The sequence below is a fragment of the Paenarthrobacter sp. genome (genome assembly GCF_031180005.1).
Taxonomy (GTDB): domain Bacteria; phylum Actinomycetota; class Actinomycetes; order Actinomycetales; family Micrococcaceae; genus Arthrobacter.
Map to the genome: position 1 here is coordinate 1 of NZ_JAPSHI010000016.1, position 22,744 is coordinate 22,744.

Here is a 22,744-nt window from a genome sequence, read left to right on the forward strand (position 1 = left end):
GCCCGTACACCCTGTTCACTGGCCAGTGGGCCGACCTCCCTTTCGAGGAAGTCGCGCGCCTCGCTTCCGGTTGGGGCTATGACGGCCTGGAAATCGCCGTTTCCGGAGACCACCTGGACGCCTGGCGTTGGGACGAGCCCGGCTACGTCGAATCCAAACTCGCTGTGCTGGAGAAGTACAACCTGAAGGTCTGGGCCATCTCCAACCACCTCAAAGGCCAGGCCGTCTGCGATGACCCGATCGACTTCCGCCACGAAGCCATTGTCGGCTCCCGCGTGTGGGGTGATGGGGAGCCCGAAGGCGTCCGCCAGCGCGCCGCCGAGGAAATGAAGCACACCGCCCGCCTCGCGCGCGCTTTGGGCGTGGATACCGTGGTGGGGTTCACCGGCTCCTCCATCTGGCAGTACGTCGCTATGTTCCCGCCCGTCCCCGAAAAGGTCATCGACGCCGGCTACCAGGACTTCGCCGACCGCTGGAACCCCATCCTGGACGTCTTCGACGAACAAGGGGTCCGTTTCGCCCACGAAGTGCACCCCTCCGAGATCGCCTACGACTACTGGACCACCGTCCGGACCCTCGAAGCGATCGGCCACCGGGAAGCGTTCGGCCTGAACTGGGACCCTTCGCACTTCATGTGGCAGGGCATCGACCCGGTGTCCTTCATCTGGGACTTCAAGGACCGGATTTACCATGTGGACTGCAAGGACACCAAGCTCCGCCCCACCGGCCGGAACACGGTCATGGGCTCGCATCTGCCTTGGGGCGACCCGCGCCGCGGCTGGGACTTCGTCTCCGCCGGACGCGGGGACGTGCCCTGGGAATCATCCTTCCGCGCCCTCACCGCCATCGGCTATGACGGACCCATCTCCGTGGAATGGGAAGACGCCGGCATGGACCGCCTCCACGGCGCCCCCGAAGCCCTGGCCGCCCTGAAAAAGTTCGACTTCCCGGCCTCCCAAACCAGCTTCGACGCCGCGTTCAGCAGCAAGGACTAAGCACGTGACTCTCAGCAATGGCACCTCTGATGGAACAATCCGCTGGGGCATTCTCGGCACCGGATTTATCGCCGGGCTCCAAGCCAAGGACCTGAACGAGAACGGCTTCACCGTGCAGGCGGTCGGCTCGCGCTCACTGGAATCGAGCAAGGCGTTCGCGGAGCAGTATGGCGTTGCCACGGCGCATGGCAGCTATGAGGATTTGGCGGCTGACCCTTTGGTTGACGTCGTCTACATCGCCACACCCCACCCCTTCCACCACGCGAACGCCCTGCTGGCGTTGAATGCGGGCAAGCACGTGCTGGTGGAGAAAGCGTTCACCATGAACGCCCGCGAGGCTCAGGACATCATTGACCTGGCAGAGTCCAAGGGGCTTGTGGCCTTGGAGGCCATGTGGACGCGGTTCCTTCCCCATATGGTCCGCATCCGGGAGCTTATTGCGGCCGGCGCTATTGGCGAGGTCCGGAAGGTGGTGGCCACACATAACCAGAGCCTTCCCAAGGATCCGGCCCACCGGCTCAACGATCCTGCACTCGGTGGCGGAGCGCTGCTGGACCTGGGCATTTACCCGATCTCTTTTGCTTTCGACATCCTGGGCACACCTGCGTCGATCAAGGCCAGCGCTTCCATGTCGGCCACCGGCGTGGACCGCCAAACGGCGGCAATCTTCGAATACCCCGACGGCGCCCAAGCGATCGTTGATTGTGAGCTGGACGCCGCCAGCGCCAACCGCGCAATGGTCATCGGAACCGATGGGTGGATCGACATCGAACACACCTGGTACAACCCGGTTCCGTTCACGGTTTTCGGGGCTGATGGCACTGTTGTGGAGCGCTACGAGCAGCCCGTAAACAGCCGGGGCATGCAGTACCAGGCGGCAGAACTCGAACGCCTGATCCGCGCCGGCGAGACGGCGGGTACCATTTTGCCGCCGGCCGAGACCGTGGCCATCATGGCTGCCATGGACGAAATCCGGAAACAGATCGGACTTCGCTACGAATCTGACGCCACCCTGGAAGGAACCCAAGAATGAGTGATTCACCGCGCCTTGCCGAACTCCGCCAGCAGGAAGAAGAGTTGGTCTTCGCTTCGTTCGATCACCATGACGCATGGCGGCTCGGCTCGTTGATCGCCAACCACGCCATCGCCTCGGAGCTCGGGGTTGCGATCGATATACGGCGGCACAACATAGTCCTCTTCCGCTGCGTCCTTCCCGGTTCCACCGCCGACCAGGAGGAATGGATCCGCCGCAAGTCTGCTGCCGTGCTGCGGTTTGAGCACAGCACGGCCTTGTTAGGTGAAAAGTTTGCCGAACGCAACCCCCTTGGCGGCGGGTGGCTGGCCCCGGAGGACTACACGCTCGACGGCGGATCGTTCCCCATCCGCGTACGAGGCGCAGGCGTAATTGGTGCTGTTACGGTTTCCGGTTTGTCCTCGGACGAGGACCACCAGATGGCGGTGGACGGGATCCGCAACTATCTGAAAACGGTGGGGATTTAGGGACTCTCTCTAGCAGGAATCGGCTTTGATTTGGGTAAGCGGCTTCACTCGATTGAGCGAATGAACTCTACACAACGCAACGTCCCTTACCGGCTATTAATCCGTGGGTACCGGGAAGCCGACCACACGTCCGGAAGCACGGCCCGGGCGTCGCAGGGGCTGGTAGAGATTCCCACCGATTCCGCCGCCGCGCCCGGTCTTGGGCTGGAAATCGGCCGCATGAGCGCTTAGCGCCGAAATGTACATTTTCGCTAAATAAGCCTAAAATCAGGTTATGAGCGAGATGACAGTAACCGTTGCGCGTAGCCGGCTCTCCGAAGCGGTCGATACCGCGCGAGTGAGCCATGAACCGGTGTACTTGTTGCGCCGTGGTCGTCGCGTCGCTGCGCTGATCGATGCAGAGGATCTCGCGAAGCTAATCGAGGCAGCTGAAGACCTCCACGACCTCCGCGCAGCAAACGCTGCGCGGACCGAAATGACCGAGACGGGCGACGAAGCGGTGCCGTGGGAGGAAGTCAAAGCTGAGCTGGGCTTGGCTTGAGCTATGCAGTACAACTCGCGCCTGCCGCCGTCCGCCAGTTGCGAAAGCTCCCGCCGGATGCTCGCCGACGCATCCAGGCCGCCATCGAGATCCTCGCCGAAACACCTCGCCCGCCAGGGGCGAAAAAGCTATCCGGAAGCATCAGCGACTGGCGTGTACGTACCGGTGACTACCGCATCATCTACGAGATTCGTGACGCACAGCTCCTCGTTCTGGTGGTAGCCACGGGCCACAGACGCGACATCTACCAGCACTAAGGCGCGCCCGGCGAATCACCGCCCCTTCAGCACATATCGCCTTTCAGGGCGTCCGACGCCGTACTTGAGTCTGACCTCCAGCGCTCCCTCGTCGTGGAGGTACTCGAGGTAACGCCGGGCGCTCACCCGCGAGGTCCCCAGCTGCTCGGCGAGCTCGGCGGCAGAGAGGTCACCGGGCGCTGTTTTCAAGGCTGATTCAACCAGCTCGAGCGTCTCAACGCTGCAGCCCTTTGGCAGGCTCCGCTCGGAAGCGCCCAAGCCGAAGACCCGGTTCACGTCGGATTGCTCGGCCTCCACTTTGGAGGCGTCCAAGCCTTGGTAAGCGCTGAGGTAATGCTCCAGCCGCTCCTGCAGGTCAGCCTGAGAGAACGGCTTGATGAGGTAGTGGACGATCCCGCCCCGCAAGGCCTTTCGGACGGTTTCCACTTCCCGGGCAGCGCTGATCACCAGTACATCGAGGTCCGGGGCCACATCCCGGAGTTGGTGCATGAGTTCCAGCCCGTTGATGTCCGGGAGATGGATGTCCAACAGCACCAGGTCTGGCTGCAGCCGCTCGGTTTCCACCACAGCCTGGGCTCCCGTGTGCGCCACGCCCACCACCCCGAAGCCCGGCGTCCGCTGGATGAACCCGGCGTGGACCTTGGCCACCATGAAATCGTCGTCGACGATCAGAACCTTGATCACGGCTGCGTTGCCCCTTTGTCGAAGTTGGAGTGGTGCTTGTCGAAGCGTGCAGTGAACACGGCGCCTTCATCATTGGCCACCGTCAGGTCACCCCCGGAGCGCCGGCAGATCACCCGCGACAACGCCAAGCCAAAGCCCCGCGCATCGCCGGGTCCGGGCTCTTTCGTAGAGAAGCCTTGCCGGAAAATGTCCTCCGCGGAGCCGGAGGGCACCCCGGGACCGTTGTCCCTGACGGTCACTGTAACCTCGTCTCCCGAGTCGGCAACCAGCACGCCTACCGAGGCCCCGGGAAGTCCAGTGACGGCGTCGAACGCGTTATCCACCAGGTTTCCCACCACGGTGGTGAGGTCGCGTGACAGTTCCTCGTTGACGCGTGGCAGCGCGGACTTGGGATCCAGCTTCAGCTCCACGCCCCGCTCCGCCGCCAGGCTGGCCTTGGCGATCAGCAGGGCTGCGAGCGCGGGGTCCTCGATGCGGCTGGTGACGTCGTCGTTGAGCCGCGTCCTGTCTACGGTGGCTCCATTGACGAACTGCACCACGGAATCGTATTCGCCTATCTGGATCAGGCCGGAAATGACGTGGAGTTGGTTGGCGAACTCGTGGGCCTGGGCCCGCAAAGTATCGGTCACGGTCTTGGTGGCGCCGAGTTCACTCTCGAGGGAGGACAGCTCGGTCCGGTCCCTCAAGGTGGTGACGGAGCCGATGTCGCGTCCGTGGGAACGCAGGGCAACGCGGTTCATGACCACCAGCCGCTCCCCTACCAACACCAATTGATCCGCATCTGACTGCTCGCGGGTGAGGACTATTTTCAGCGCGGGGTCCACGTGGAGGGATCGCAGCTTCTTTCCCACACAATCCGGTGGCAGGCCAAGGAGTTGCCTGGCGCTTTGGTTGGCCACCGTAATGCGTTCGTGGGGGTCCAAAGCGACCACGCCTTCCTTCAGGCCCTGCAGCATCGCTTCACGGTTCTCCACGAGACCGGTGATTTCCCGCGGTTCCATGCCGAGGGTTTGCCGCTTGACGCGGCGGGACAGCAGGAATGATCCCGCAATGCCTAAAACACTGGCAACACCCAGATAGGTCAGCAGGTTGGGAATGGCGTCCCCCAGCCGCTCGATGGTGGATGGGTAGTTCCTGCTGACGGATGCTACACCGATGACTTTTCCGGAATCGTCCAGGACGGGGACGTGGGCGGACAGCACGGCACCGCTGCTGCCTGGCAGGACACCTGTCCAGGCGCGCCCTTCCATCACTTGGCTCTCACCCAGCGGCAAGGGTTGGCCCAACAGTCCGGGATCCGATGAAGCCACTACGGTGCCGTCAAGTTTGGCGAGTGCCACCTGTGATGATCCCGAAACGGTACGCACGGATTCGGCAACGGCAGGGAGGGCTGAACCGACGCGCGGTTCGGCCTCAGGCAGCAGCGCGCGAACAGTGGGGTTGCTGCCCAAGGCTTCAGCAGCCAGCAGCGCACGGCGCCCTTCAGTCCGTTCGAAGGTGGCGGCGGATTGGGCCAACGAAATGGCCACAACGGCAACAAGAACTGCCAGGACGATCAGTAACTGCAGCACAAGGTACTGCCCTGCCAGGGACATGCCTCTTCTTCGAGACAGTCGCGTGAGTGGAGTCACTGCTGGGTTCCTTTGGTGGCGCCTGGGAGCGGGGGAAAAACAGTTCCCCCGTGGCGTATCGGAACTATACCCCAGTGGCACAGAAGACCCCAGTGGCACGAAAGACCAGCTCAGACCGCAGAAGACCGTGAACGCAATGAACTTAAAGATCACTGCGAACACAAGAGTGATCCCTGTCACGCCCGGACCTAGCATCAAGTGAACAGGGCACAACGCTGATCGCCCTGCACCGAATTTTCGATGATGAGAAGAGGAACACCATGCGCCAGATCCGCGCATTGCGAGTCGCCGCCGTCGCCGCCGGCCTCGCCCTGATGGCCACCGGCTGCGGTGCTACAGGTAAGTCCACCGGTTCTGACAGCACCGGTGCAGCAGGTCCGATCACCGGACTCCAGATCATGGTTCCAAACACTCCGGGCGGTGGCTACGACACCACCGCCCGGGCAGCCGCCAAGGTACTGGACGACGAGAAGATCTCCACCAACACCGAAGTGTTCAACCTTGCGGGTGCGGGCGGTACGGTGGGCCTTGCCCGCATCGTCAATGAGAAGGGCAACGGTGACCTCACCATGCTCATGGGCTTGGGCGTTGTTGGAGCCAGCTACACCAACAAGTCCGAGTCGAAGCTGACGGAGACCACCCCGCTGGCGAAACTCATCGAGGAACCCGGCGCCATCATGGTCAGCAAGGATTCCCCCTACAAAACCATCGATGACCTGGTGACGGCGTGGAAGGCCAACCCCGGTTCCATCGCAGTTGGCGGCGGTTCTTCGCCGGGCGGCCCGGACCACCTCCTGCCCATGCAGTTGGCCGGCGCGGTGGGCATCGACGCCACCAAGGTCAACTTCGTCTCTTACGACGGCGGTGGCGACCTTCTGCCCGCCATCCTTGGCAACAAGCTGGGCTTCGCCGCTTCCGGCGCCGGCGAGTACCTGCAGCAGATCAAGTCCGGTGAGGTCCGTGTTCTGGCCACCAGTGGCGAGAACCGGCTGGAAGGCGTCGACGCTCCCACGCTGAAGGAGTCCAACATTGACCTCGTCTTCACCAACTGGCGTGGCGTCGTTGCCCCTCCGGGCATCAGCGAGGACGACAAGAAGTCCCTGATCGCCGCACTTGAGAAGATGCACGCTTCCACAGCCTGGAAGGAAACGCTCAAAACCCACAGCTGGACCGATGCCTTCGTGACCGGCGATGAATTCCAGACGTTCCTGACAGACCAGGACAAGAGGGTGGCGGACGTACTGACCAAGCTCGGGTTGGCGTGAGCTCCTTAGCCACAGGCCTGAAAGGCCGCGCCGAGCTGGGGGTAGCCCTCCTGCTCGGCGCGGTAGGCGTCCTGGTCTTCCTGGACGCGAACGGCCTGGTCACCCCGTACTCGCAGTCGGACCCGGTGGGGCCCAAGACTGTACCGTTCATTGTCTCCGGCTTGCTGATCGTCTGCGCTGTTCTCCTTGCCATCAACGTCCTCCGCGGCGGCAAAGGCGAGGCCGAGGGCGGCGAAGACGTCGACCTGGCACACCCTGCCGACTGGAAGACCGTCCTCCCGCTGGCCGGTGCTTTCATCTTGAACATCCTGCTCATCGACTGGGCCGGCTGGGTCATTTCCGGAACGGTCCTCTTCTGGGGCAGCGTGCTGGCGCTCGGCAGTCGTCGCTACCTCCGTGACGGCCTTATTTCCGTCGCGTTGTCCTTGCTGACCTTCTACGGCTTCTACCTCGGCTTGGGCATCGCACTGCCGGCCGGGCTCCTGGAAGGAATCCTCTAATGGACGTCTGGTCCTCCCTGATGGACGGTTTTGCCACCGCCCTCACCCCTATGAACCTCTTGTTCGCCGTGATCGGCGTCCTCCTGGGCACCGCCGTCGGCGTCCTTCCCGGGCTGGGCCCGGCCATGACTGTGGCGTTGCTGCTTCCTGTCACCGCCGCCCTGGAGCCCACCAGCGCCTTCATCATGTTCGCCGGTATCTATTACGGTGGCATGTTCGGCGGTTCCACCACTTCCATCCTCCTCAACACACCAGGGGAATCGTCGTCGGTGGTGACGGCCATCGAAGGCAACAAGATGGCCAAAGCCGGCAGGGCCGCACAGGCGCTTGCCACCGCGGCCATCGGCTCGTTCATCGCCGGCACCATCGGCACCGCGCTACTGGCGGTCTTCGCACCCATCGTGGTGCAATTCGCCGTCAGCCTGGGTGCTCCCAGCTACTTCGCCATCATGGTCCTCGCCCTACTCGCGGTGACTGCCGTCCTTGGCTCGTCCAGGCTCCGCGGCTTCGCTTCCCTGGCCCTTGGTTTGGCCATCGGGCTGGTGGGTATCGACTCCGTGACCGGCCAACGCCGACTCACTTTCGGCCAGCCCTTGCTGGTGGACGGCCTGGACATCGTGGTTGTTGCTGTCGCAATCTTCGCCGTGGGTGAAGCCCTCTGGGTTGCCGCCCACCTGCGCCGTACGCCCCTTCACGTCATTCCCGTGGGTCGTCCTTGGATGGGTAAGAAGGACTGGGGCCGTTCCTGGAAGCCTTGGCTCCGCGGCACGGCTTTCGGTTTCCCCTTCGGCGCGCTGCCGGCTGGTGGTGCCGAGATCCCCACTTTCCTCTCCTACGTCACCGAGAAGCGGCTCAGCAAGCACCCGGAAGAATTCGGCAAGGGTGCCATCGAAGGTGTCGCTGGACCCGAGGCTGCCAACAACGCTGCCGCTGCCGGTACCCTGACTCCGATGCTCGCCCTCGGCCTGCCCACCAACGCAACAGCCGCCGTCATGCTCGCCGCCTTTACGTCCTACGGCATCCAGCCCGGTCCGCAGCTGTTCTCCAGCCAAGGCCCGCTGGTCTGGGCGCTCATTGCCAGCCTCTTCATCGGCAACTTCCTGCTCCTGCTCATCAACCTGCCCCTGGCACCCGTGTGGGCCAAGCTGCTGCAACTCCCCCGCCCGTACCTTTACGCAGGCATCCTGTTCTTCGCGACGCTGGGTGCGTACTCGGTCAACCTGCAGGCTTTCGACCTTGTGCTCCTGCTGGCACTCGGTGCCCTCGGATTCATGATGCGGCGCTTCGGACTTCCGGTACTGCCGCTGATCCTCGGCGTCATCCTGGGTCCGCGCATTGAGGGTCAACTCCGCAAGACGTTGCAGCTGAGCGCCGGCGATCCCGCTGGCCTGTTCAGCGAGCCCATCGCGATCGTGGTTTACATCATCGTGGCGCTCATCCTGGCCTGGCCGCTGATCTTCAAGCTCATCCGCCGCAACCGTCCCGTGGCAGCGCTCGTAGTGCCGTCTGCGCAGTCAACTCCCGAAGAACCGGAGACAGCCGCCCCCATCGAATCGACCACACCGACCCACCGAAAGCAGGAGAAACCATGACCATCGTGGTGGGATACGTCCCCACACCAGAAGGCGAAGCAGCGTTGACGCAGGCCATCGCCGAGGCCAAGAAGAGCAATGACACCCTGCTGGTCATCAACTCCTCCAAGGGCGACGCCCTGGTGGACAACCGATACGCCCAGGAACCGGACATCCAGAGCATCGAGGACCGTCTAGCCGATCAGGGCATCCAGCACATCATCAAGCAACCGGTCCGCGGCCATGACGCGGCTGCCGAAGTCCTGGACGCCGCCGACGAGAATGATGCCGATCTGATTGTCATCGGCCTTCGCCGCCGCAGCCCGGTTGGCAAGCTCATCATGGGCAGCGTCTCCCAACGGATCCTGCTGGAGGCGGACTGCCCGGTCCTGGCGGTCAAAGCGGAATAACTAAAGGCATAAAACGCACGACGACGGCTGGTCGCCTGGGTGACCAGCCGCCGTCGTGCGTTTGGCCGGTTTAGCCGCCCCACATCGCTGGGTTGAGCGGCGTCACGGTCATGCTTTCAAGACGAGCAGTGCCTCCTTCGGAAAAAACCGAGATGGCGTTGGCGCCGGCGGTTGGGAAGACCTGGTCCGTGATGGCTGTCAGGCCGTCCTGCGCGAAGAGCTCCACGGACGCCCTGTCCAGATAAAGGCGCAGCCGCAGCCGGCCATTGAGCAACTCCACCTTCGCGTCCTCGACTGAACTGAAGGCGGGATGGAAGCCCTCGTTGCCGGAGTTGGTCCTGTCGACGGAGAGCCGCTGAGTGGCAGTGGTGTAGCCGATCCGGGTGGATTCGTTGGCGTTCCCGAGGACTTTCAGGCCAAAAGCGGACGCAGTTCCGGGTGAGAACTCAGCGTCTATCTGCACCACGTCGCCTGTGATTGGAAGCGTGGTGGTTCCAGCTTGGATGTCCTGGGAGGATGCGGTGTAGCTTGCTCCCGCGTCCTTTAGGGCGTCCACCTGTGACACCACTTGCTGCCTCAACCTTGGTCCGGCGGATGTCTGGGTCAACACCACCTCGCGCGGCAGTGCCATGGTTCCGCGCCAGGTTGAAGTGGGCGTGTTTTGGCCGTAATCCCAGTTGTTCATCCAGCCCAGCATGATCCGCTTACCACCGGGGGCATTATTGAAGGACACCGCGGCATAGTAGTCCCGGCCCCAGTCCAGCCAATCGTGCTTTTCCAAGTGGGATACGTCCGAGGAGACGAACTCATCAGCAAGGATATGCCCCCATCCGCCGCGGTTGTTGTCCACGATCCTGATGGTGGCCTGGCTGCCCTTATAGGCGCTGACGTCCCAAGCGTTCCAGCTCAAGTGTTCGGAATCGGAGCCGGTCGCCGTCCGCACGGTCTGACCGTTGACCACCAGGTTCACCGTGGTTTCGCTGCTGCGGATCTTGGCTGGCTCGGAGCCAAGGACCATGTTGTCCAGCGTCAGATGACCCCAAGGGCCAGTTGCGTTGTCCACGATTCTGATGCGCGCGATCTGGCCGTGCCAAGGGGAAACATCCCAGTTTTGCCAATTCAGGTCCCCCGAGTTGGCGCCGGTCGCAGTGCGGACTGGCACCCCACCCACCAGCAGCTCGACTTGCAGTTGCCCGTCGGTGCGGCTGCCTCCGCCGAGGAGGAATGCGATATTGGTGTTGGTCAGATAGAACTCAGGGGACGTGATGGTGCCGACATTGTTGTCTTGGTAGGGGCCACCTTCGAAAGTATTGATCCTTTTCCCGATAGCGAATTCGCCGCCCGACGTCGACGGGTTCAGTGCCGCTTGGAAGTCGCCGGCTTGTTGCCAGCCGGCTTGAGTCAGCGTTCCGGAGTAGTCGAAGCCATCAAAAAGCAGGTAACCCGGCGGAGCCTGGTTACCTGACTGCTGTCCGGGCTGCCGGGCATGCTTTCCGCCCCCGACGAGGAAGTTAAGGTAGTCCTTGTCCAGTGTGAAAGGTGCGGATTCCATGGTGCCAACCGGGGTGTCTCCACCGTTAAAGCTGTTCACCAACCCGGCGCCAATGTGTCCGGTGACTTGCTGTTGCCCCGGGAGGGCCCCTGTGGCCGGTGCGCTTGCCCAGGGACCGGAACTGTTGGATGGATCGTTCTGGATGTTCCAGCCGGTGAAGTTGCCGCCGTTGAAACCGGCCAGGACGTCGCCGGGTGGAAGCTGGCCGGCAGGGTCGATGTTGTCGGCGGTGAATGTTGTCCCGTTGAAGTCCCCAACGAAGTATTGTCCGCCGCTGCCGCCGCCGACCGCACCGGGGTTGATGTTTACGGCCAGCACCCACTTGATGTTGTTGGGGTTGCCATCAATGGGTAGGGGGAACAGGTCAGGACACTCCCACTGCCCACCAACGGCATTTGCCGGGCCGAAATCCGACAGGTAGTTCCAGTCCTTCAGGTTGGTGCTCTTGTACAAAAGGACCCGGCGCTCATCGGCTTCCACCGCCGCCATCACCCAATAGTCTGCTCCGGCCGGGTTGTCGTACCAGAAAACCTTGGGGTCCCGGAAGCTGGAGGTATTCCGGTTGAGGACGGGATTGCTGCCGTATTTGGTCCAGCTGTGCCCGTCGTCGAGGCTATAGGCCAGTGATTGGGCCTGTTTGCCGGCCAGACTCGGATGGGCCCCAGTGTAGTTGCTCGTGTACACAGCCACTAAAGGCGGGTTTTGCAAGGTCCCAAACCCGCTGCTGTTCTGGGTGTCTACCACCACTGATCCGGAGAAAATCTCCTCGATGACGTTATTGTTTCCGTCGCGGCCGCGCGGGATGGCGAGCGGCTGTTCCTCCCAGTGGATCAGGTCTGTTGAGGAGGCATGACCCCAGCTCATGTTCCCCCACCCCGTTCCTTCAGGGTTGTACTGGTAGTACATGTGGTACTTGCCGTTGTGGTAGACGAGCCCGTTGGGATCGTTTATCCAGTTGGCCTCGGGTGTGTAGTGCAGATAGGGCCGATACTGCTGCGTGGACGGATCCGGACCTGTAGCCGCAGCATTCGTCGCGATGGTGAACGAAGCAGCGGCGAGGGCCACCACCGTCCCGAGTGTCAGCAAAGCTTTGGTGCGTCTGGTCATCTTTGACAGACCTTTCAAGAGTGCTTGCCTGGGAGTGGTTACGGCGTCGCCCTGAACGAGTGGCTGCTCTGGAACGGCTGGAACTGAGCTTGGGTTCCGCTGTCCAGGACTTTGGTTCCTGTAGTGGACGAGTCAAGGGTGACGGTGTGCACCGCGATTGCTGACACCGTGTTGTTGGTGGCAATGAAGTTGTTGTTCCCCGATGCCACCAGGATGATGGTGGGCGTCTGTCCCGACGGTTTTACGGACCCGGACGGGACGTCGTAGCTGAAGTGGTTTCCTGTCACGGTGTTGTTGCTGCCGGCGATATGAACCAAGCCGAAGAGATCATCCAGTCCGTTGTTGTACGGCTTAAGGGGGTCGAATGGTTCCATCTGACGGAGAAAGTGATTAGCCCCCACGAGGTTCTCGGTGCAGCTCCCCTCAAAATTCACCATCCCCGGGTAGAAAGCATGGAACCGGTTGGCAGTGATGGAAGATCGGCCGCAGTCCTTGAAGTGCACGCTGCTCTTCCCGCGCGGGAACACGTTGTTGCCTGTGACCAAAAGGCCCCAATGGCCCTCTGCGAAGATGGAGAACCCCACGAAACCCGCGCCGATCAGGTTGTCCGTGACTTTGGAAGCCTGGCCTGAGCCCGTGAGTTCAATGCAGGAACCACATTCAGCGAGGAAATTGCCGCTGACGCTGAGGGCATCCGTGTCCCGCACCACCAGGCCGTGCTCCAGGTACACCATGCCCATCCCTTCAACCCTGCAGGAATCGTTGGCGGAGTCGAAACGGATGCCAGTCTTGCCGTTGACGTAATCGTTCTCGTTGGCTCCAAAGGAGACTCCATCCAGGCAGAAGTTCTGGAAAACCACGGAACTAAGCCGTGGATCACCTGTCCGGTAAACGCGGAAGGCGTCGCCGTTCCCATCAGTGTTTTCCACCCGGATTCGGCTGCCACCAGGATTAATCTCATGCCAAGCTGAGGTGTTGCCAGCGTTGTAGCGGATACTCAGCGAGGTGAAACCGTGCCCGGAACCGCGGATGGTCAGGTAACTGACGTCCACGTTCACACGGGTCTTAAGCGAGTAGTCTCCCGGCGGAATGTAGATCACGGCGCCAGGCTTGGACGCCTGGTTGGTCTGTTGGCTCTTGATGTCAGCAATGATGCTGTTCATGATGAGCCCAATGTCGTTATACGGGCTTGCGCTTGGGTTCCCTGGAACGCTCCAAGTGGTGACGTCGTAGACAGTGGTCAAAGCTGGTTCTCCTCATCGTTGGGGTACTGCTTGAACGGTGTGCTGCACTGCTGATCGGCCTAAAGGACTCCAATAATTGCCCTGTGACCGGGCGGGGCCGGCGTAGGACCAGGGGTTTGCTGCGGAACGCGCGCCTGCGCCACCTCGGGCTGGGAAGAGAGCGCGGCGGCGGCCGCTACGGCCGCCGCCGGGAACATCCGGAGGATGCTCCTTCGGCTGAGGGTGATGGTGGGTGGTTTCACAGTTCTCCTTTGAAGTGGGCTTCGTGCCTGCCTGCGACCGGTTGCTGTGGCAAAGCTTGCAGAGTCCTGCGGCTTGCAGAGGCGTTACCTTTGCCGCCAAATGCACCCCGAGGACTGGAGCGAGCGGCGGGACCGGGTGCGAGTTCCAAGCCTCGGAACCTGCCAAAATTGCCAAAACGATTTATCGCGAGACTGGGAGTTACACTAAGCGCCCTTGAAGCGGGCTGTCAACGACAAAATCTTCGGCCATTTTTTGGCAACAGCCGGCCGGCAAAGTGACTCTTGACACTCCCAAACCCACACCCCTACAGTGTTGCCAAGTCGTTTTGGCAAAACGATTCTTCACCCCAAATAGTCTTGCCATCCCGTTCGAGAGAAAGTGAGTCGACAGCGATGTCCACTCGAAACACCATCTCCAGGCTCGTCACCCTTGGCGGCCTCTGCACCGCCGTCGCACTCGCGGCTACCGGATGCGGCGCAGGGGGCCCTGCACCAACGTCGGGTAGCGCCGCAGGCACAGTCAACGTCCTGGTGGAAGCCGGCGGTCACGCCGAACTCACCGGCGTTGCCGAACAGTGCACGAAGGACACCGGAATCGACGTCAACTTTGTGGAACTGCCGTACGACGGCATGTTCAACCGGCTCTCCAGTGAATTCTCCTCCGGCAACGTTTCCTTCGACGTCGCCGCCCTCGACTCCGTGTGGCTCCCGAGCTTCAAGGACGCGGTCCAACCCATCGACGAGATCTTCACCGAGGAGGCCAAGAAGGACATTTTCCCCGCACTGGTCAAGGAAGCAAACGTCGATGGCCATTTCATCGGCCTGCCGGCGTGGACCAACGCCGAGATCATTCTCTACCGCAAAGACCTCTTTGAAGACGCCAAAAACAAGGCCGACTTCCAGGCAAAGTACGGCTACGAACTGGCCGCCCCCACCACGTGGAAGCAGTACCAGGACATCTCGGAGTTCTTCACCAAGGACGGCATGTACGGCACGGATGTGAAGGGCGCCGTGGAAACTGAATGGCTGGCCCACGTCCTGCAGGCCGGCTCTCCCATGGTCCTCGACGGCGACAACGTAGTAATCGACAACGCAGCCCACAAAGAAGCGCTCGACTTCTACGTAAGCCTGACAAAGTCCGCGCCTCCAGGCGCTGCACAGGTGGACTGGGCTGCAGCGCAGAACCTGTTCAACCAGGGCAAGACCGCCATGACCCGCTTCTGGGCCCACGCTTACCGTCAGATCCCCACGGATTCACCCGTGGCAGGCAAGGTGGGAGCCGCAGCAATGATTGGCGGCAGCGCCGGCGTCGCTGGGGTCCCGGGACCCTGGTACCTGTCCGTCCCGAAGGCCACCAAGAACGCAGACTCCGCAAAGAAGTTCATCAAATGTGCCTACGACCACAACGGCCTGGGCATTGAATCAAGCCTTGGCCTGGCCTCCCGCATTTCCGCCTTCGAGAAGTACCAGGACCAGCCCGGATACGAGAGCTTCAAGCCTCTGATCGAAACCCTCAACGGCAAGGCCACAGCCACCCGACCGGCAACAGCCAAGTGGCAGCAAATCGTTGACACCGTCCTGGTCCCGCTCCTGCAGAAGGCAGTGGCCGGCGGCGATTCCGCGACCCTCCTGGCCGAAGCCAAGAAGCAGATCCAGGACCTCCTCAAGTAAAGACTCCGCGGCCGGCACCCGGAACCATAAACCCCGTGCCGGCCGCGGCCCCAACCAGCAGAAGAGAAAATCGTGCGCATCTCCGATCGCCGCTTCGCCCTATACCTGATGACCCCGGCGGCGTTGTTCCTGGCCATCTTCGTGGCCTACCCGCTATTCCGCCTCATTGCAGACAGCTTCTTCAAGATCTCGCCCATCGCAGGCGGCCCGCGTGACTTCGTGGGCCTCCAAAACTACGTGACCGCATTCGCCTCCGAAGCGTTCATGGGGGCGGGGTGGCGGACCCTCGCCTACACCTTGGTGGTAGTCACCCTCGAGTTCGCCCTCGGCTTGGGAATGGCACTCCTGTTCACCGCCCTCGGGCGCAGCTCGCAGGTATGGAGGACCGTCTTCCTGTACCCGCTGATGATCGCCCCGATTGTCGCCGGCTTGCTGTGGAAGTTCCTGATGATCGACAACTTCGGCCTCATCGGAACCCTCCTGCACCAGGCGGGCATCCTCTCCAACCCCAACCAGATCGGGTGGTTGTCAGATCCGAATATCGTGCTGTTCTCAGTGGCGATCCCGGACATCTGGCTCACCACCTCCTTCATGTGCCTCGTGCTTTTCGCCGGCCTGCAGAACATCCCCGGCGATCTCATTGAAGCTGCACGCCTGGACGGCGCCAGGGCACCTGCCCTCCTGTTCCGGATCATCCTTCCGCTCCTCCGCCCGGTGATCGCAGTGGCGTTGGTTGTCCGGGGAATCGACGCCGCACGCGCCTTCGACACCATCCTGATTCAAACCAACGGCGGCCCCCAGTCCGCATCCGAAACCATGAGCCTGCTGATCTACCGCACCATGATTCGCTTCGGCGATCCCGGCCTGGCCAGCGCCATGGGCACTATCTACCTGCTGGCGATGCTCGCCGTCGCATTCTTCGCGGTGGCCACCATCTGGCGGCCAGGAAAGGACAACTGATGAGCTCCCGGACCGCGATTCCACGGAACCGAGCCACAACTGAGGGCGACGTGACCGGCCAAGCCGCACAGCCGACGTCGAAAGTCACCGCACCGCAGCGCCTGCGCCAGCGTCGCGGCGTCAACCGCGAAGGCTTGGAAGCCGGACGCCGCAGCACCCGGACCATCCTGTGGATCCTGCTGGCGGCGGCCATGGTGCTGTACGGCTTCCCGTTCCTATACCTGCTGTTCACCTCATTCAAAACGCCGATCGACACCATCGCCGTTCCGCCCACCATTCTGCCCACGGAATGGACGCTGGAGAACTACGCCAACGCGCTGGGCCGGAGCGGAGTGCTGGCCTCGTTCATCAACAGCGTGCAGACAGCCATCATCAGCACCCTGCTGTCACTGGTCCTGGCTATCCCGGCCGCCTACGGCATCACGCGCTACAAGACTCCCAGCGGCCGGGTGTTCATCATGGCAGCACTGGTAACGCGTATGGTCCCGCCGGTGGCCATCGGCATCCCGCTGGCATCAATGATGTCCTCCGTAGGGCTCGCGGACACGCCCATCGCTTTGTCCATCGCCCACACCACCATCTCGTTGCCACTGTCCATCTGGCTCATGTCCAGCTTCTTCGAGGCTGTGCCCCGCGACTTGGAGGAAGCTGCAACGGTTGATGGCTGCAGCAGGCTCGGAGCACTCTGGCGGGTGGTCATCCCGGTGGTCTCCGGAGGCATCGCAGTCACCGCGATCTTCGCCTTCCTGGCCTCGTGGAACGAATTCCTGTTCGCCCTCCTCATGACCGCCATCCGCTCGCAAACTACTCCGGTGGTTATCGCGAACTTCCAGACCCAGTTCGGACTGGACTGGGGATCCATGACCGCACTCGCGGCGGTCTACTCGATCCCCGTCATCCTCCTGACCCTTCTCCTGCAGCGCAAAATCGTGGCAGGCATGACGCTCGGCGCTGTTAAGGGCTAAGAGCACGGTCAAGGCTACGGAAACTTTCAAGCTAAGAGAGGACCCCATGTCCAGCAGCAACTACTACGACGTCACCACGTGGCCAATCGGTAACCCCTCTGAGGACGTTGGTGAAGTTATTAACAGCATCATCGCGGACATCAAGGACCGGCAGACGGTCAAGGATGAGAACGACGGCGGCAAGCCGGGAGCGGTGATTTACCTTCCGCCCGGGGACTATCACCTCCGCACGCAGGTGGTCATCGATGTCAGCTTCCTCAAGATCCAGGGCTCGGGGCACGGCTTCACGTCCTCGAGCATCCGATTCAATGTTCCTGAGGATGAATGGCCGGACCTCCATGAGATGTGGCCCGGGGGAAGCCGCGTCATCGTCGATCTTCCGCTCAGCAACGACATACTCAGGGACGACGAATCCAAGGGCGCCGCGTTCTACATCGAACGTAGCGGGAGCCCTCGGATCAGCTCGGTGGAATTCTCCGACTTCTGCATCGACGGGTTGCATTTCACCCCGGATGGTTCAGCGCTGCCTGCGGAGAACAGCTACGTCAACGGCAAGACCGGCATCTACGTGGCCAGCGCCAATGACTCCTTCCGGGTAAACGGGATGGGATTCGTCTACCTCGAGAACGCGCTCACCATCTACAAGGCGGACGCCCTTTCCCTTCACGACAACTTCATTGCCGAATGCGGAAGCTGCATCGAACTCCGTGGCTGGGGCCAGGCATCAAAGATCACCGACAACTTGATTGGGGCCGGCTTCAAGGGTTACTCGATCTACGCCCAGAACCATGGCGGGCTCCTGATCACCGCGAACAACATCTTCCCCCGCGGTGCCAGCAGCATCCATTTCGACGGCGTCACGCGTTCAAGTGTGTCCAACAACCGCCTGCACTCGTTCTACCCCGGGATGGTGGTTCTTGCAGGGAACAGTTCCGAGAACCTCGTGGCCACCAACCATTTCCTTAGGGACCACGAGCCCTGGACTCCCTTCCTGGGAGTCGACAATGGGCGGAATGACCTCTATGGGCTGCTGAGCATCAGCGGCAACAACAACTCGGTGATCGGCAACCACTTCTCCGAAATAGTGGACGTAGCCAGCATTCGACCATCAGGGGCCACACCCGTGATCATCCGCCTGGCAGAGGGGGCCGGCAACTTCGTCTCCAACAATCACGTGGTGGCCATGGACGTTCGCGCTGCATCGAGTGACTCTTGCTTCTCGGCCCAAGTGGATGCGTTGTTGACCACCGGGGCTTCGGAGGGCCTTGCGGTGACCGCGGTCCTGGTTGATTCCGCCTCGGCCCGGAATACCATCCTTGATTCCGGACATGACGCCCAAGTGATCGCGAACAGGGGCGTCAACGCTGTGAGGGCCACACCGACCATTGGTTTCAACGCCGCAGGGACCGCCCAAACGAGCCAAACTACAGGTATTCCTCGATAGCCTACTGGGACGAGCAGGCCGAACGTAGGATCAGCAGCAAACATCAACACCATGAGGACGTGGGAGAGAAATGACCAAAAGATCCGTAGGTATCAAAGACGTGGCCGCCGCGGCCGGTGTCTCTGTCACCACCGTCTCCCATGTCCTCAATGACGTCGCCTACGCCCGCGTAGGCAACGAAACGAGGGAACGGGTCCACGAAGCGGCCCAACGTCTGGGTTACGGACCCAATCGGCTGGCCCAGGCTTTGCGCACCCAACGTTCGGGCATGATCGGTTTCATCAGCGAAGAAATTGCCACCACTCCACACGCAGGCAGGATCATCCTCGGGGCCGAGGAAACGGCGCGGGCCCGTGGGTACAACATCATGATCATCAACTCCACCAGCACCGGTTCCCAGGATTCGCGCGAAAGCGACGTCGCTGATCTGCTGGATCGCCAGGTGGATGGCATCCTGTACGCCACCATGTACCACCGGAAACTGTCCGTTCCCAAGAATCTGGCCGGAGTTCCCGCGGTCCTGGTGGACTCCGAGGACATCAACCACTCTGTTTCCTCAGTCATCCCCGATGAAGCCGGTGGCGCACGGCTTGCGGTGCAAACCTTGATTGACGCGGGGCACACGCGGATTGGCATGATCAACAACACTGACGACGTACCGGCAACGCACTCCCGGCTGAAGGCCTTCAAGGACACGCTGGCCGATGCCGGGCTGGAGTTTCACGAAGAGCTGGTCCACTCGGAACTTTCCGAGGTGCCGGGCGGCTACCAAGCGACGCTCCGGGTTCTGGAGTCCCCCAACCGGCCCACGGCCATCTTCTGTTACAACGACCGGATGGCCATGGGCGCTTACAGGGCGGCCGGGAAACTCGGTTTGCGAATACCCGAGGACCTCTCACTCGTAGGGTTCGATAACCAGCAGCTCATTGCCGAAAACCTTTACCCCTCGCTGACTACGGTTGCCCTTCCGCACTATGAAATGGGCGCGTGGGCAACAAAAAACCTGATCGACGCCATTGAGGGAAAAACGGACCTGCAGTTGTTGTCTGCCCACCCCACCGTTCTTCCCTGCCCTTTGGTCCTGCGTCATTCCGTGGCCTCCCCACTTTCCGGGGCAGATGACGGTAGCGCAGAACTGTCCGCACGCACAAACACCTGACTTCATCTGCGTCCAGCCTCGGACGCCCCAAACCCACAAAGGACCATAAATGCACAGCCGCCCTGTCCCCTCCTGCCCTGAAACGGATGTCCTGGTAGTCGGTGAGGCCCTCATCGACATCATTGACACCGCAGCGGGAGCCGTCGAGTTCCCCGGTGGTTCAGGACTGAATGTTGCGTTCGGGCTTGGCAGGTTGGGTGTCAGCACCTCGTTTCTCACCGCACTGGGCAAGGACGCGCGCGGTGTGCGAATCCAAGAGCATCTGGCCAGCGCCGGAGTGTCCCTGCTGCCGGGGGCCGGGAACCTGCCGAGGACATCCACGGCCACGGCCCTCCTGGACAGCAGTGGCTCGGCGGAATACGACTTCGACATTCAATGGGAGCTCCCGCATCTCAGTCCCCCAGTTCTCCCAAAGGTGCTGCATACGGGCTCGCTGGCTACCTTTTTGGACCCAGGAGCAAAGCAGGTCCGCACGTTGTTGGAGTCGTTCCCCGGCTTGATTACGTACGATCCCAACATTCGCCCGACGCTGCTCCCCGACCATGCCGCAACTCTCCGGACCTTCGAAGAATCTGCAGCCTTGGCCACCGTGGTGAAACTCAGTTCAGAAGACGCGCAGTGGCTTTACCCCCGGCGGTCCCCCACCGCCGTCGGGCACCACCTTCTTGGCCTTGGGCCGGAAGCGGCGATCATCACTGACGGCGGTTCCGGGTCCTTCCTGTGGTCGAAGACCGCCCACGTCCACGTGCCGGCGCGCGCTGTTTTGGTCAAAGATACCGTCGGAGCCGGCGATTCCTACATGTCCGCCCTGATTGCAGGGCTGATCGAGGACCCTCAGGGCGATTTCGACGCCGCCAAGCTCACCCGTCTGGGCACCGCAGCCTCTCTCGCTGCGGCTATCACCGTGGGGCGGCACGGAGCCAACCCGCCCACACGGACCGAACTGACCGAATCGCTTGAACTGGCGGCTACTTCCGGAAAGAACTCCAATGACTGATACAACCACTCACACTGCCGCTCCCGCAGAACACACCGTCCGGCCGGCACTTCACTACACCGCCAACAGCACGTGGCTGAACGATCCCAATGGGCTCGTATTTTACCAAGGCCTTTACCACCTCTTCTACCAGAACAACCCCTTCGACAACGTCTGGGGCAACATGTCCTGGGGCCATGCCACGTCGAAGGACCTTCTTCACTGGAACGAGCACCCCGTGGCCATCCCCTGTGATGAGCAAGAGGACGTGTTCTCCGGGAGCATTGTGGTGGATAACGGCAATACCACCGGCTTCGGCAGCCCGGAGAACCCCGCCCTGGTTGCCATCTACACCAGCGCTTTCAAGGAAGGCTCGGGATATGAAGGGACTCAGGCGCAGTCTCTTGCCTTCTCCACGGACGCGGGCATGACATGGCAGAAATACGCGGGGAACCCGGTCCTGAACCGCGGCTCCGCCCATTTCCGCGACCCCAAGGTGTTCCGTTACCAAGGTTCGGCGGGTTCCTTCTGGGTAATGGTGGCAGTGGAAGCGCAGCATCAACAGGTGGTCCTGTACCGCTCGGCCGACCTCAAGGACTGGGAGTACCTGAGCACGTTCGGGCCTGCCAATGCCACGGGCGGCGAGTGGGAATGTCCTGATCTCTTCCCCCTCCCCGTCGACGGGAACCCGGATCACGTGAAGTGGGTCCTGGTGGTCAACATCAACCCCGGTGCCGTAGCAGGAGGATCGGGAGGGCAGTACTTCGTGGGCCATTTCGATGGGGTTCAGTTCACCGCGGACAGCGATTCATTGGTTGCTGACGGAAATACCAACCTGAGGCACTGTCTATGGCTCGATTGGGGCCGCGACTACTACGCAGCAGTCTCCTTCAGCAATGTTCCGGACAACCGCCGCATCATGATCGGCTGGATGAATAACTGGGACTACGCCAACTCCCTGCCAACGTTCCCGTGGCGATCCAGTATGTCGCTTGCCCGCGAGATTGAGCTCGCCACCATTGACGGCCTGCCGCGCCTGGTCCAACGCCCCGTTCTGCCAGCTGACCTCGGGCCAACCATCTACACCATGGAGGACCAGGAAATTCGTGATTCCAGGGTGGCATTGCCGCACGCAGATCCTGCTTCAGTCCAGGTGATTGACGCCGATATCCTGCCCGGATCTGCCGGAACAACCACCCTGAGCCTTCTCGGCGCAGCGGACGGGAATGCCGCAACGCTTGTCAGCTTCGACGCCGTCACCCAGCAATTGACCCTGGATCGACGCCGCTCCGGAAACACCGCTTTCCACGAAAAGTTTGCATCAGCAGAGTCTGCCCCCGTGACCCTTGAGGATGGCGTGCTCCGGCTCCGCGTGATCATCGACCACGGCTCCGTGGAGGTCTTCGCGCAAGGTGGCAAGGTTGTCTTGACCGATCTGGTGTTCCCCGAGCCCGGGAACCTGCGCACCCAACTCAGCGTGGAGGGTGGCACGGCTATAGTACGTAAACTCACGGTCTCGGCCGTATCCTGACTCACGTGACTGAAACCATCCGCACCGCAAATACGCACGACGCCGGGAAGCTGGCTGAGCTTGCCGCCGTCACCTTCCCGCTGGCATGCCCGCCCGGCTCCTCACCGGAGGACATCCAGGCACACCTCGAAAAGACATTGAGCGAGGCCAACTTCGAGGATTACCTCGCCGACGCCAACATCACAGTTCTGGTGCTCGACGACGACGGACAGCTCAACGGGTACACGATGCTGATTGCCAAGCCGGCCAGCGACCCGGACGTCGCCTCGGTGCTCTCAGCGCTCCCGTCCACGGAACTGAGCAAGTGCTACGTCCACCCCGACCACCACGGCAAGGGTGCCGCATCCCGGCTCATCCAGGCATCGTTGGCCGATGCAGCGGACAAGGGCGCAGCGGGGGTGTGGCTCGGCGTCAACAGCGAGAACGCGAAGGCCATCCGCTTTTATGAGAGAAGCGGCTTCCAGCGGGTTGGCACCAAGTCGTTCAAGCTCGGCAACACGGTGGAGCACGACTTTGTCATGGAGTGCGGGCTCTAGGAA

The 22,744-nt window shown here is 61.9% G+C and carries 23 protein-coding genes; 18 read left to right on the forward strand and 5 right to left on the reverse strand.

Annotation, left to right across the window (positions count from 1 at the left end; all coding sequences use genetic code 11):
• The 6 genes from RIF72_RS12710 to RIF72_RS12735 form a co-directional block, all read left to right on the forward strand.
• On the forward strand, positions 1–995 hold a 995-nt coding region (locus tag RIF72_RS12710; RefSeq protein ID WP_309075242.1), incomplete at its 5' end, for a sugar phosphate isomerase/epimerase family protein.
• 4 nt (positions 996–999) lie between these two features.
• The gene (locus RIF72_RS12715) at positions 1,000–2,028 is read left to right on the forward strand and encodes a Gfo/Idh/MocA family oxidoreductase (protein ID WP_309075243.1); all 1,029 of its coding nucleotides are present in this window, start codon (positions 1,000–1,002) and stop codon (positions 2,026–2,028) included.
• Positions 2,025–2,495: a heme-degrading domain-containing protein gene (locus RIF72_RS12720; RefSeq protein WP_309075244.1), complete on the forward strand. Its 471-nt coding sequence runs from the start codon at positions 2,025–2,027 to the stop codon at positions 2,493–2,495. Before RIF72_RS12715 ends, RIF72_RS12720 begins: the two co-directional genes overlap by 4 nt.
• Positions 2,496–2,555: 60 nt before the next feature.
• Positions 2,556–2,726, forward strand: a complete 171-nt coding sequence (locus RIF72_RS12725) for a hypothetical protein (protein ID WP_309075245.1) — start codon at positions 2,556–2,558, stop codon at positions 2,724–2,726.
• A 43-nt stretch (positions 2,727–2,769) separates the two neighbouring features.
• Entirely contained in the window at positions 2,770–3,036 is a 267-nt protein-coding gene (locus tag RIF72_RS12730) for a type II toxin-antitoxin system Phd/YefM family antitoxin (protein WP_309075246.1), read from the forward strand.
• Positions 3,033–3,293: a type II toxin-antitoxin system RelE/ParE family toxin gene (locus RIF72_RS12735; protein ID WP_309075247.1), complete on the forward strand. Its 261-nt coding sequence runs from the start codon at positions 3,033–3,035 to the stop codon at positions 3,291–3,293. Before RIF72_RS12730 ends, RIF72_RS12735 begins: the two co-directional genes overlap by 4 nt.
• A 15-nt stretch (positions 3,294–3,308) precedes the next feature.
• Here RIF72_RS12735 and RIF72_RS12740 read toward each other — a convergent pair whose 3' ends face one another.
• Positions 3,309–3,977 (reverse strand): response regulator, encoded by a 669-nt coding sequence (locus tag RIF72_RS12740; RefSeq protein ID WP_309075248.1) that lies wholly within the window; start codon positions 3,975–3,977, stop codon positions 3,309–3,311.
• Positions 3,974–5,572, reverse strand: a complete 1,599-nt coding sequence (locus RIF72_RS12745) for a sensor histidine kinase (RefSeq protein WP_309075249.1) — start codon at positions 5,570–5,572, stop codon at positions 3,974–3,976. The genes RIF72_RS12740 and RIF72_RS12745 overlap by 4 nt, the downstream gene beginning before the upstream one ends.
• 296 nt (positions 5,573–5,868) lie before the next feature.
• On the opposite strand from RIF72_RS12745, the gene RIF72_RS12750 reads away from it, so the two are divergent.
• Genes RIF72_RS12750 through RIF72_RS12765 form a run of 4 tightly spaced genes read left to right on the forward strand, consistent with a single transcriptional unit; the run spans position 5,869 to position 9,354 of the window.
• Entirely contained in the window at positions 5,869–6,873 is a 1,005-nt protein-coding gene (locus RIF72_RS12750) for a tripartite tricarboxylate transporter substrate-binding protein (protein WP_309075250.1), read from the forward strand.
• Positions 6,870–7,373 (forward strand): tripartite tricarboxylate transporter TctB family protein, encoded by a 504-nt coding sequence (locus RIF72_RS12755; protein WP_309075251.1) that lies wholly within the window; start codon positions 6,870–6,872, stop codon positions 7,371–7,373. The genes RIF72_RS12750 and RIF72_RS12755 overlap by 4 nt, the downstream gene beginning before the upstream one ends.
• Positions 7,373–8,965 carry a tripartite tricarboxylate transporter permease gene (locus RIF72_RS12760; protein ID WP_309075252.1) on the forward strand — a complete coding sequence of 531 codons (1,593 nt, stop codon included), beginning with the start codon at positions 7,373–7,375 and terminating at the stop codon, positions 8,963–8,965. The genes RIF72_RS12755 and RIF72_RS12760 overlap by 1 nt, the downstream gene beginning before the upstream one ends.
• Positions 8,962–9,354, forward strand: coding sequence for a universal stress protein (locus RIF72_RS12765; protein WP_309075253.1), 393 nt, complete (start codon positions 8,962–8,964; stop codon positions 9,352–9,354). Before RIF72_RS12760 ends, RIF72_RS12765 begins: the two co-directional genes overlap by 4 nt.
• Positions 9,355–9,424: 70 nt before the next feature.
• On the opposite strand, the gene RIF72_RS12770 is transcribed toward RIF72_RS12765, so the two are convergent.
• Genes RIF72_RS12770 through RIF72_RS12780 form a run of 3 tightly spaced genes read right to left on the reverse strand, consistent with a single transcriptional unit; the run spans position 9,425 to position 13,499 of the window.
• Entirely contained in the window at positions 9,425–12,013 is a 2,589-nt protein-coding gene (locus RIF72_RS12770) for a GH32 C-terminal domain-containing protein (protein ID WP_309075254.1), read from the reverse strand.
• A gap of 38 nt (positions 12,014–12,051) precedes the next feature.
• The gene (locus RIF72_RS12775; protein WP_309075255.1) at positions 12,052–13,257 is read right to left on the reverse strand and encodes a NosD domain-containing protein; all 1,206 of its coding nucleotides are present in this window, start codon (positions 13,255–13,257) and stop codon (positions 12,052–12,054) included.
• 59 nt (positions 13,258–13,316) lie between these two features.
• Entirely contained in the window at positions 13,317–13,499 is a 183-nt protein-coding gene (locus RIF72_RS12780; RefSeq protein WP_309075256.1) for a hypothetical protein, read from the reverse strand.
• Between the two features lie 393 nt (positions 13,500–13,892).
• On the opposite strand from RIF72_RS12780, the gene RIF72_RS12785 reads away from it, so the two are divergent.
• From RIF72_RS12785 to RIF72_RS12820, 8 genes are all read left to right on the forward strand, one after another.
• Positions 13,893–15,170, forward strand: coding sequence for a sugar ABC transporter substrate-binding protein (locus tag RIF72_RS12785; protein ID WP_309075257.1), 1,278 nt, complete (start codon positions 13,893–13,895; stop codon positions 15,168–15,170).
• Positions 15,171–15,242: 72 nt separating this feature from the next.
• Positions 15,243–16,130, forward strand: a complete 888-nt coding sequence (locus RIF72_RS12790) for a sugar ABC transporter permease (protein WP_309075258.1) — start codon at positions 15,243–15,245, stop codon at positions 16,128–16,130.
• Complete coding sequence (locus RIF72_RS12795; RefSeq protein WP_309075259.1) at positions 16,130–17,095, forward strand: carbohydrate ABC transporter permease; 966 nt, start codon at positions 16,130–16,132, stop codon at positions 17,093–17,095. Before RIF72_RS12790 ends, RIF72_RS12795 begins: the two co-directional genes overlap by 1 nt.
• Before the next feature lie 46 nt (positions 17,096–17,141).
• On the forward strand, positions 17,142–18,539 hold the full coding sequence (locus tag RIF72_RS12800; protein ID WP_309075260.1) for a NosD domain-containing protein: 1,398 nt from the start codon (positions 17,142–17,144) through the stop codon (positions 18,537–18,539).
• A gap of 70 nt (positions 18,540–18,609) precedes the next feature.
• On the forward strand, positions 18,610–19,698 hold the full coding sequence (locus RIF72_RS12805; RefSeq protein WP_309075261.1) for a LacI family DNA-binding transcriptional regulator: 1,089 nt from the start codon (positions 18,610–18,612) through the stop codon (positions 19,696–19,698).
• A gap of 49 nt (positions 19,699–19,747) precedes the next feature.
• A complete protein-coding gene (locus tag RIF72_RS12810; RefSeq protein WP_309075262.1) occupies positions 19,748–20,695 on the forward strand; it encodes a carbohydrate kinase in 948 nt (315 codons plus the stop codon).
• Complete coding sequence (locus RIF72_RS12815; protein WP_309075263.1) at positions 20,688–22,205, forward strand: glycoside hydrolase family 32 protein; 1,518 nt, start codon at positions 20,688–20,690, stop codon at positions 22,203–22,205. The genes RIF72_RS12810 and RIF72_RS12815 overlap by 8 nt, the downstream gene beginning before the upstream one ends.
• A 5-nt stretch (positions 22,206–22,210) precedes the next feature.
• Positions 22,211–22,741 carry a GNAT family N-acetyltransferase gene (locus RIF72_RS12820; protein WP_309075264.1) on the forward strand — a complete coding sequence of 177 codons (531 nt, stop codon included), beginning with the start codon at positions 22,211–22,213 and terminating at the stop codon, positions 22,739–22,741.
• Positions 22,742–22,744: the final 3 nt, after the last annotated feature.

Coding starts and splice junctions, on each gene's coding strand:
- RIF72_RS12720 (WP_309075244.1), top strand. CDS start 2,025: ATGAGTGATTCACCGCGCCTTGCCGAACTCCGCCAGCAGGAAGAAGAG.
- RIF72_RS12725 (WP_309075245.1), top strand. CDS start 2,556: ATGAACTCTACACAACGCAACGTCCCTTACCGGCTATTAATCCGTGGG.
- RIF72_RS12730 (WP_309075246.1), top strand. CDS start 2,770: ATGAGCGAGATGACAGTAACCGTTGCGCGTAGCCGGCTCTCCGAAGCG.
- RIF72_RS12745 (WP_309075249.1), bottom strand. CDS start 5,572: ATGTCCCTGGCAGGGCAGTACCTTGTGCTGCAGTTACTGATCGTCCTG.
- RIF72_RS12750 (WP_309075250.1), top strand. CDS start 5,869: ATGCGCCAGATCCGCGCATTGCGAGTCGCCGCCGTCGCCGCCGGCCTC.
- RIF72_RS12760 (WP_309075252.1), top strand. CDS start 7,373: ATGGACGTCTGGTCCTCCCTGATGGACGGTTTTGCCACCGCCCTCACC.
- RIF72_RS12765 (WP_309075253.1), top strand. CDS start 8,962: ATGACCATCGTGGTGGGATACGTCCCCACACCAGAAGGCGAAGCAGCG.
- RIF72_RS12770 (WP_309075254.1), bottom strand. CDS start 12,013: ATGACCAGACGCACCAAAGCTTTGCTGACACTCGGGACGGTGGTGGCC.
- RIF72_RS12785 (WP_309075257.1), top strand. CDS start 13,893: ATGTCCACTCGAAACACCATCTCCAGGCTCGTCACCCTTGGCGGCCTC.
- RIF72_RS12795 (WP_309075259.1), top strand. CDS start 16,130: ATGAGCTCCCGGACCGCGATTCCACGGAACCGAGCCACAACTGAGGGC.
- RIF72_RS12800 (WP_309075260.1), top strand. CDS start 17,142: ATGTCCAGCAGCAACTACTACGACGTCACCACGTGGCCAATCGGTAAC.
- RIF72_RS12805 (WP_309075261.1), top strand. CDS start 18,610: ATGACCAAAAGATCCGTAGGTATCAAAGACGTGGCCGCCGCGGCCGGT.
- RIF72_RS12810 (WP_309075262.1), top strand. CDS start 19,748: ATGCACAGCCGCCCTGTCCCCTCCTGCCCTGAAACGGATGTCCTGGTA.
- RIF72_RS12815 (WP_309075263.1), top strand. CDS start 20,688: ATGACTGATACAACCACTCACACTGCCGCTCCCGCAGAACACACCGTC.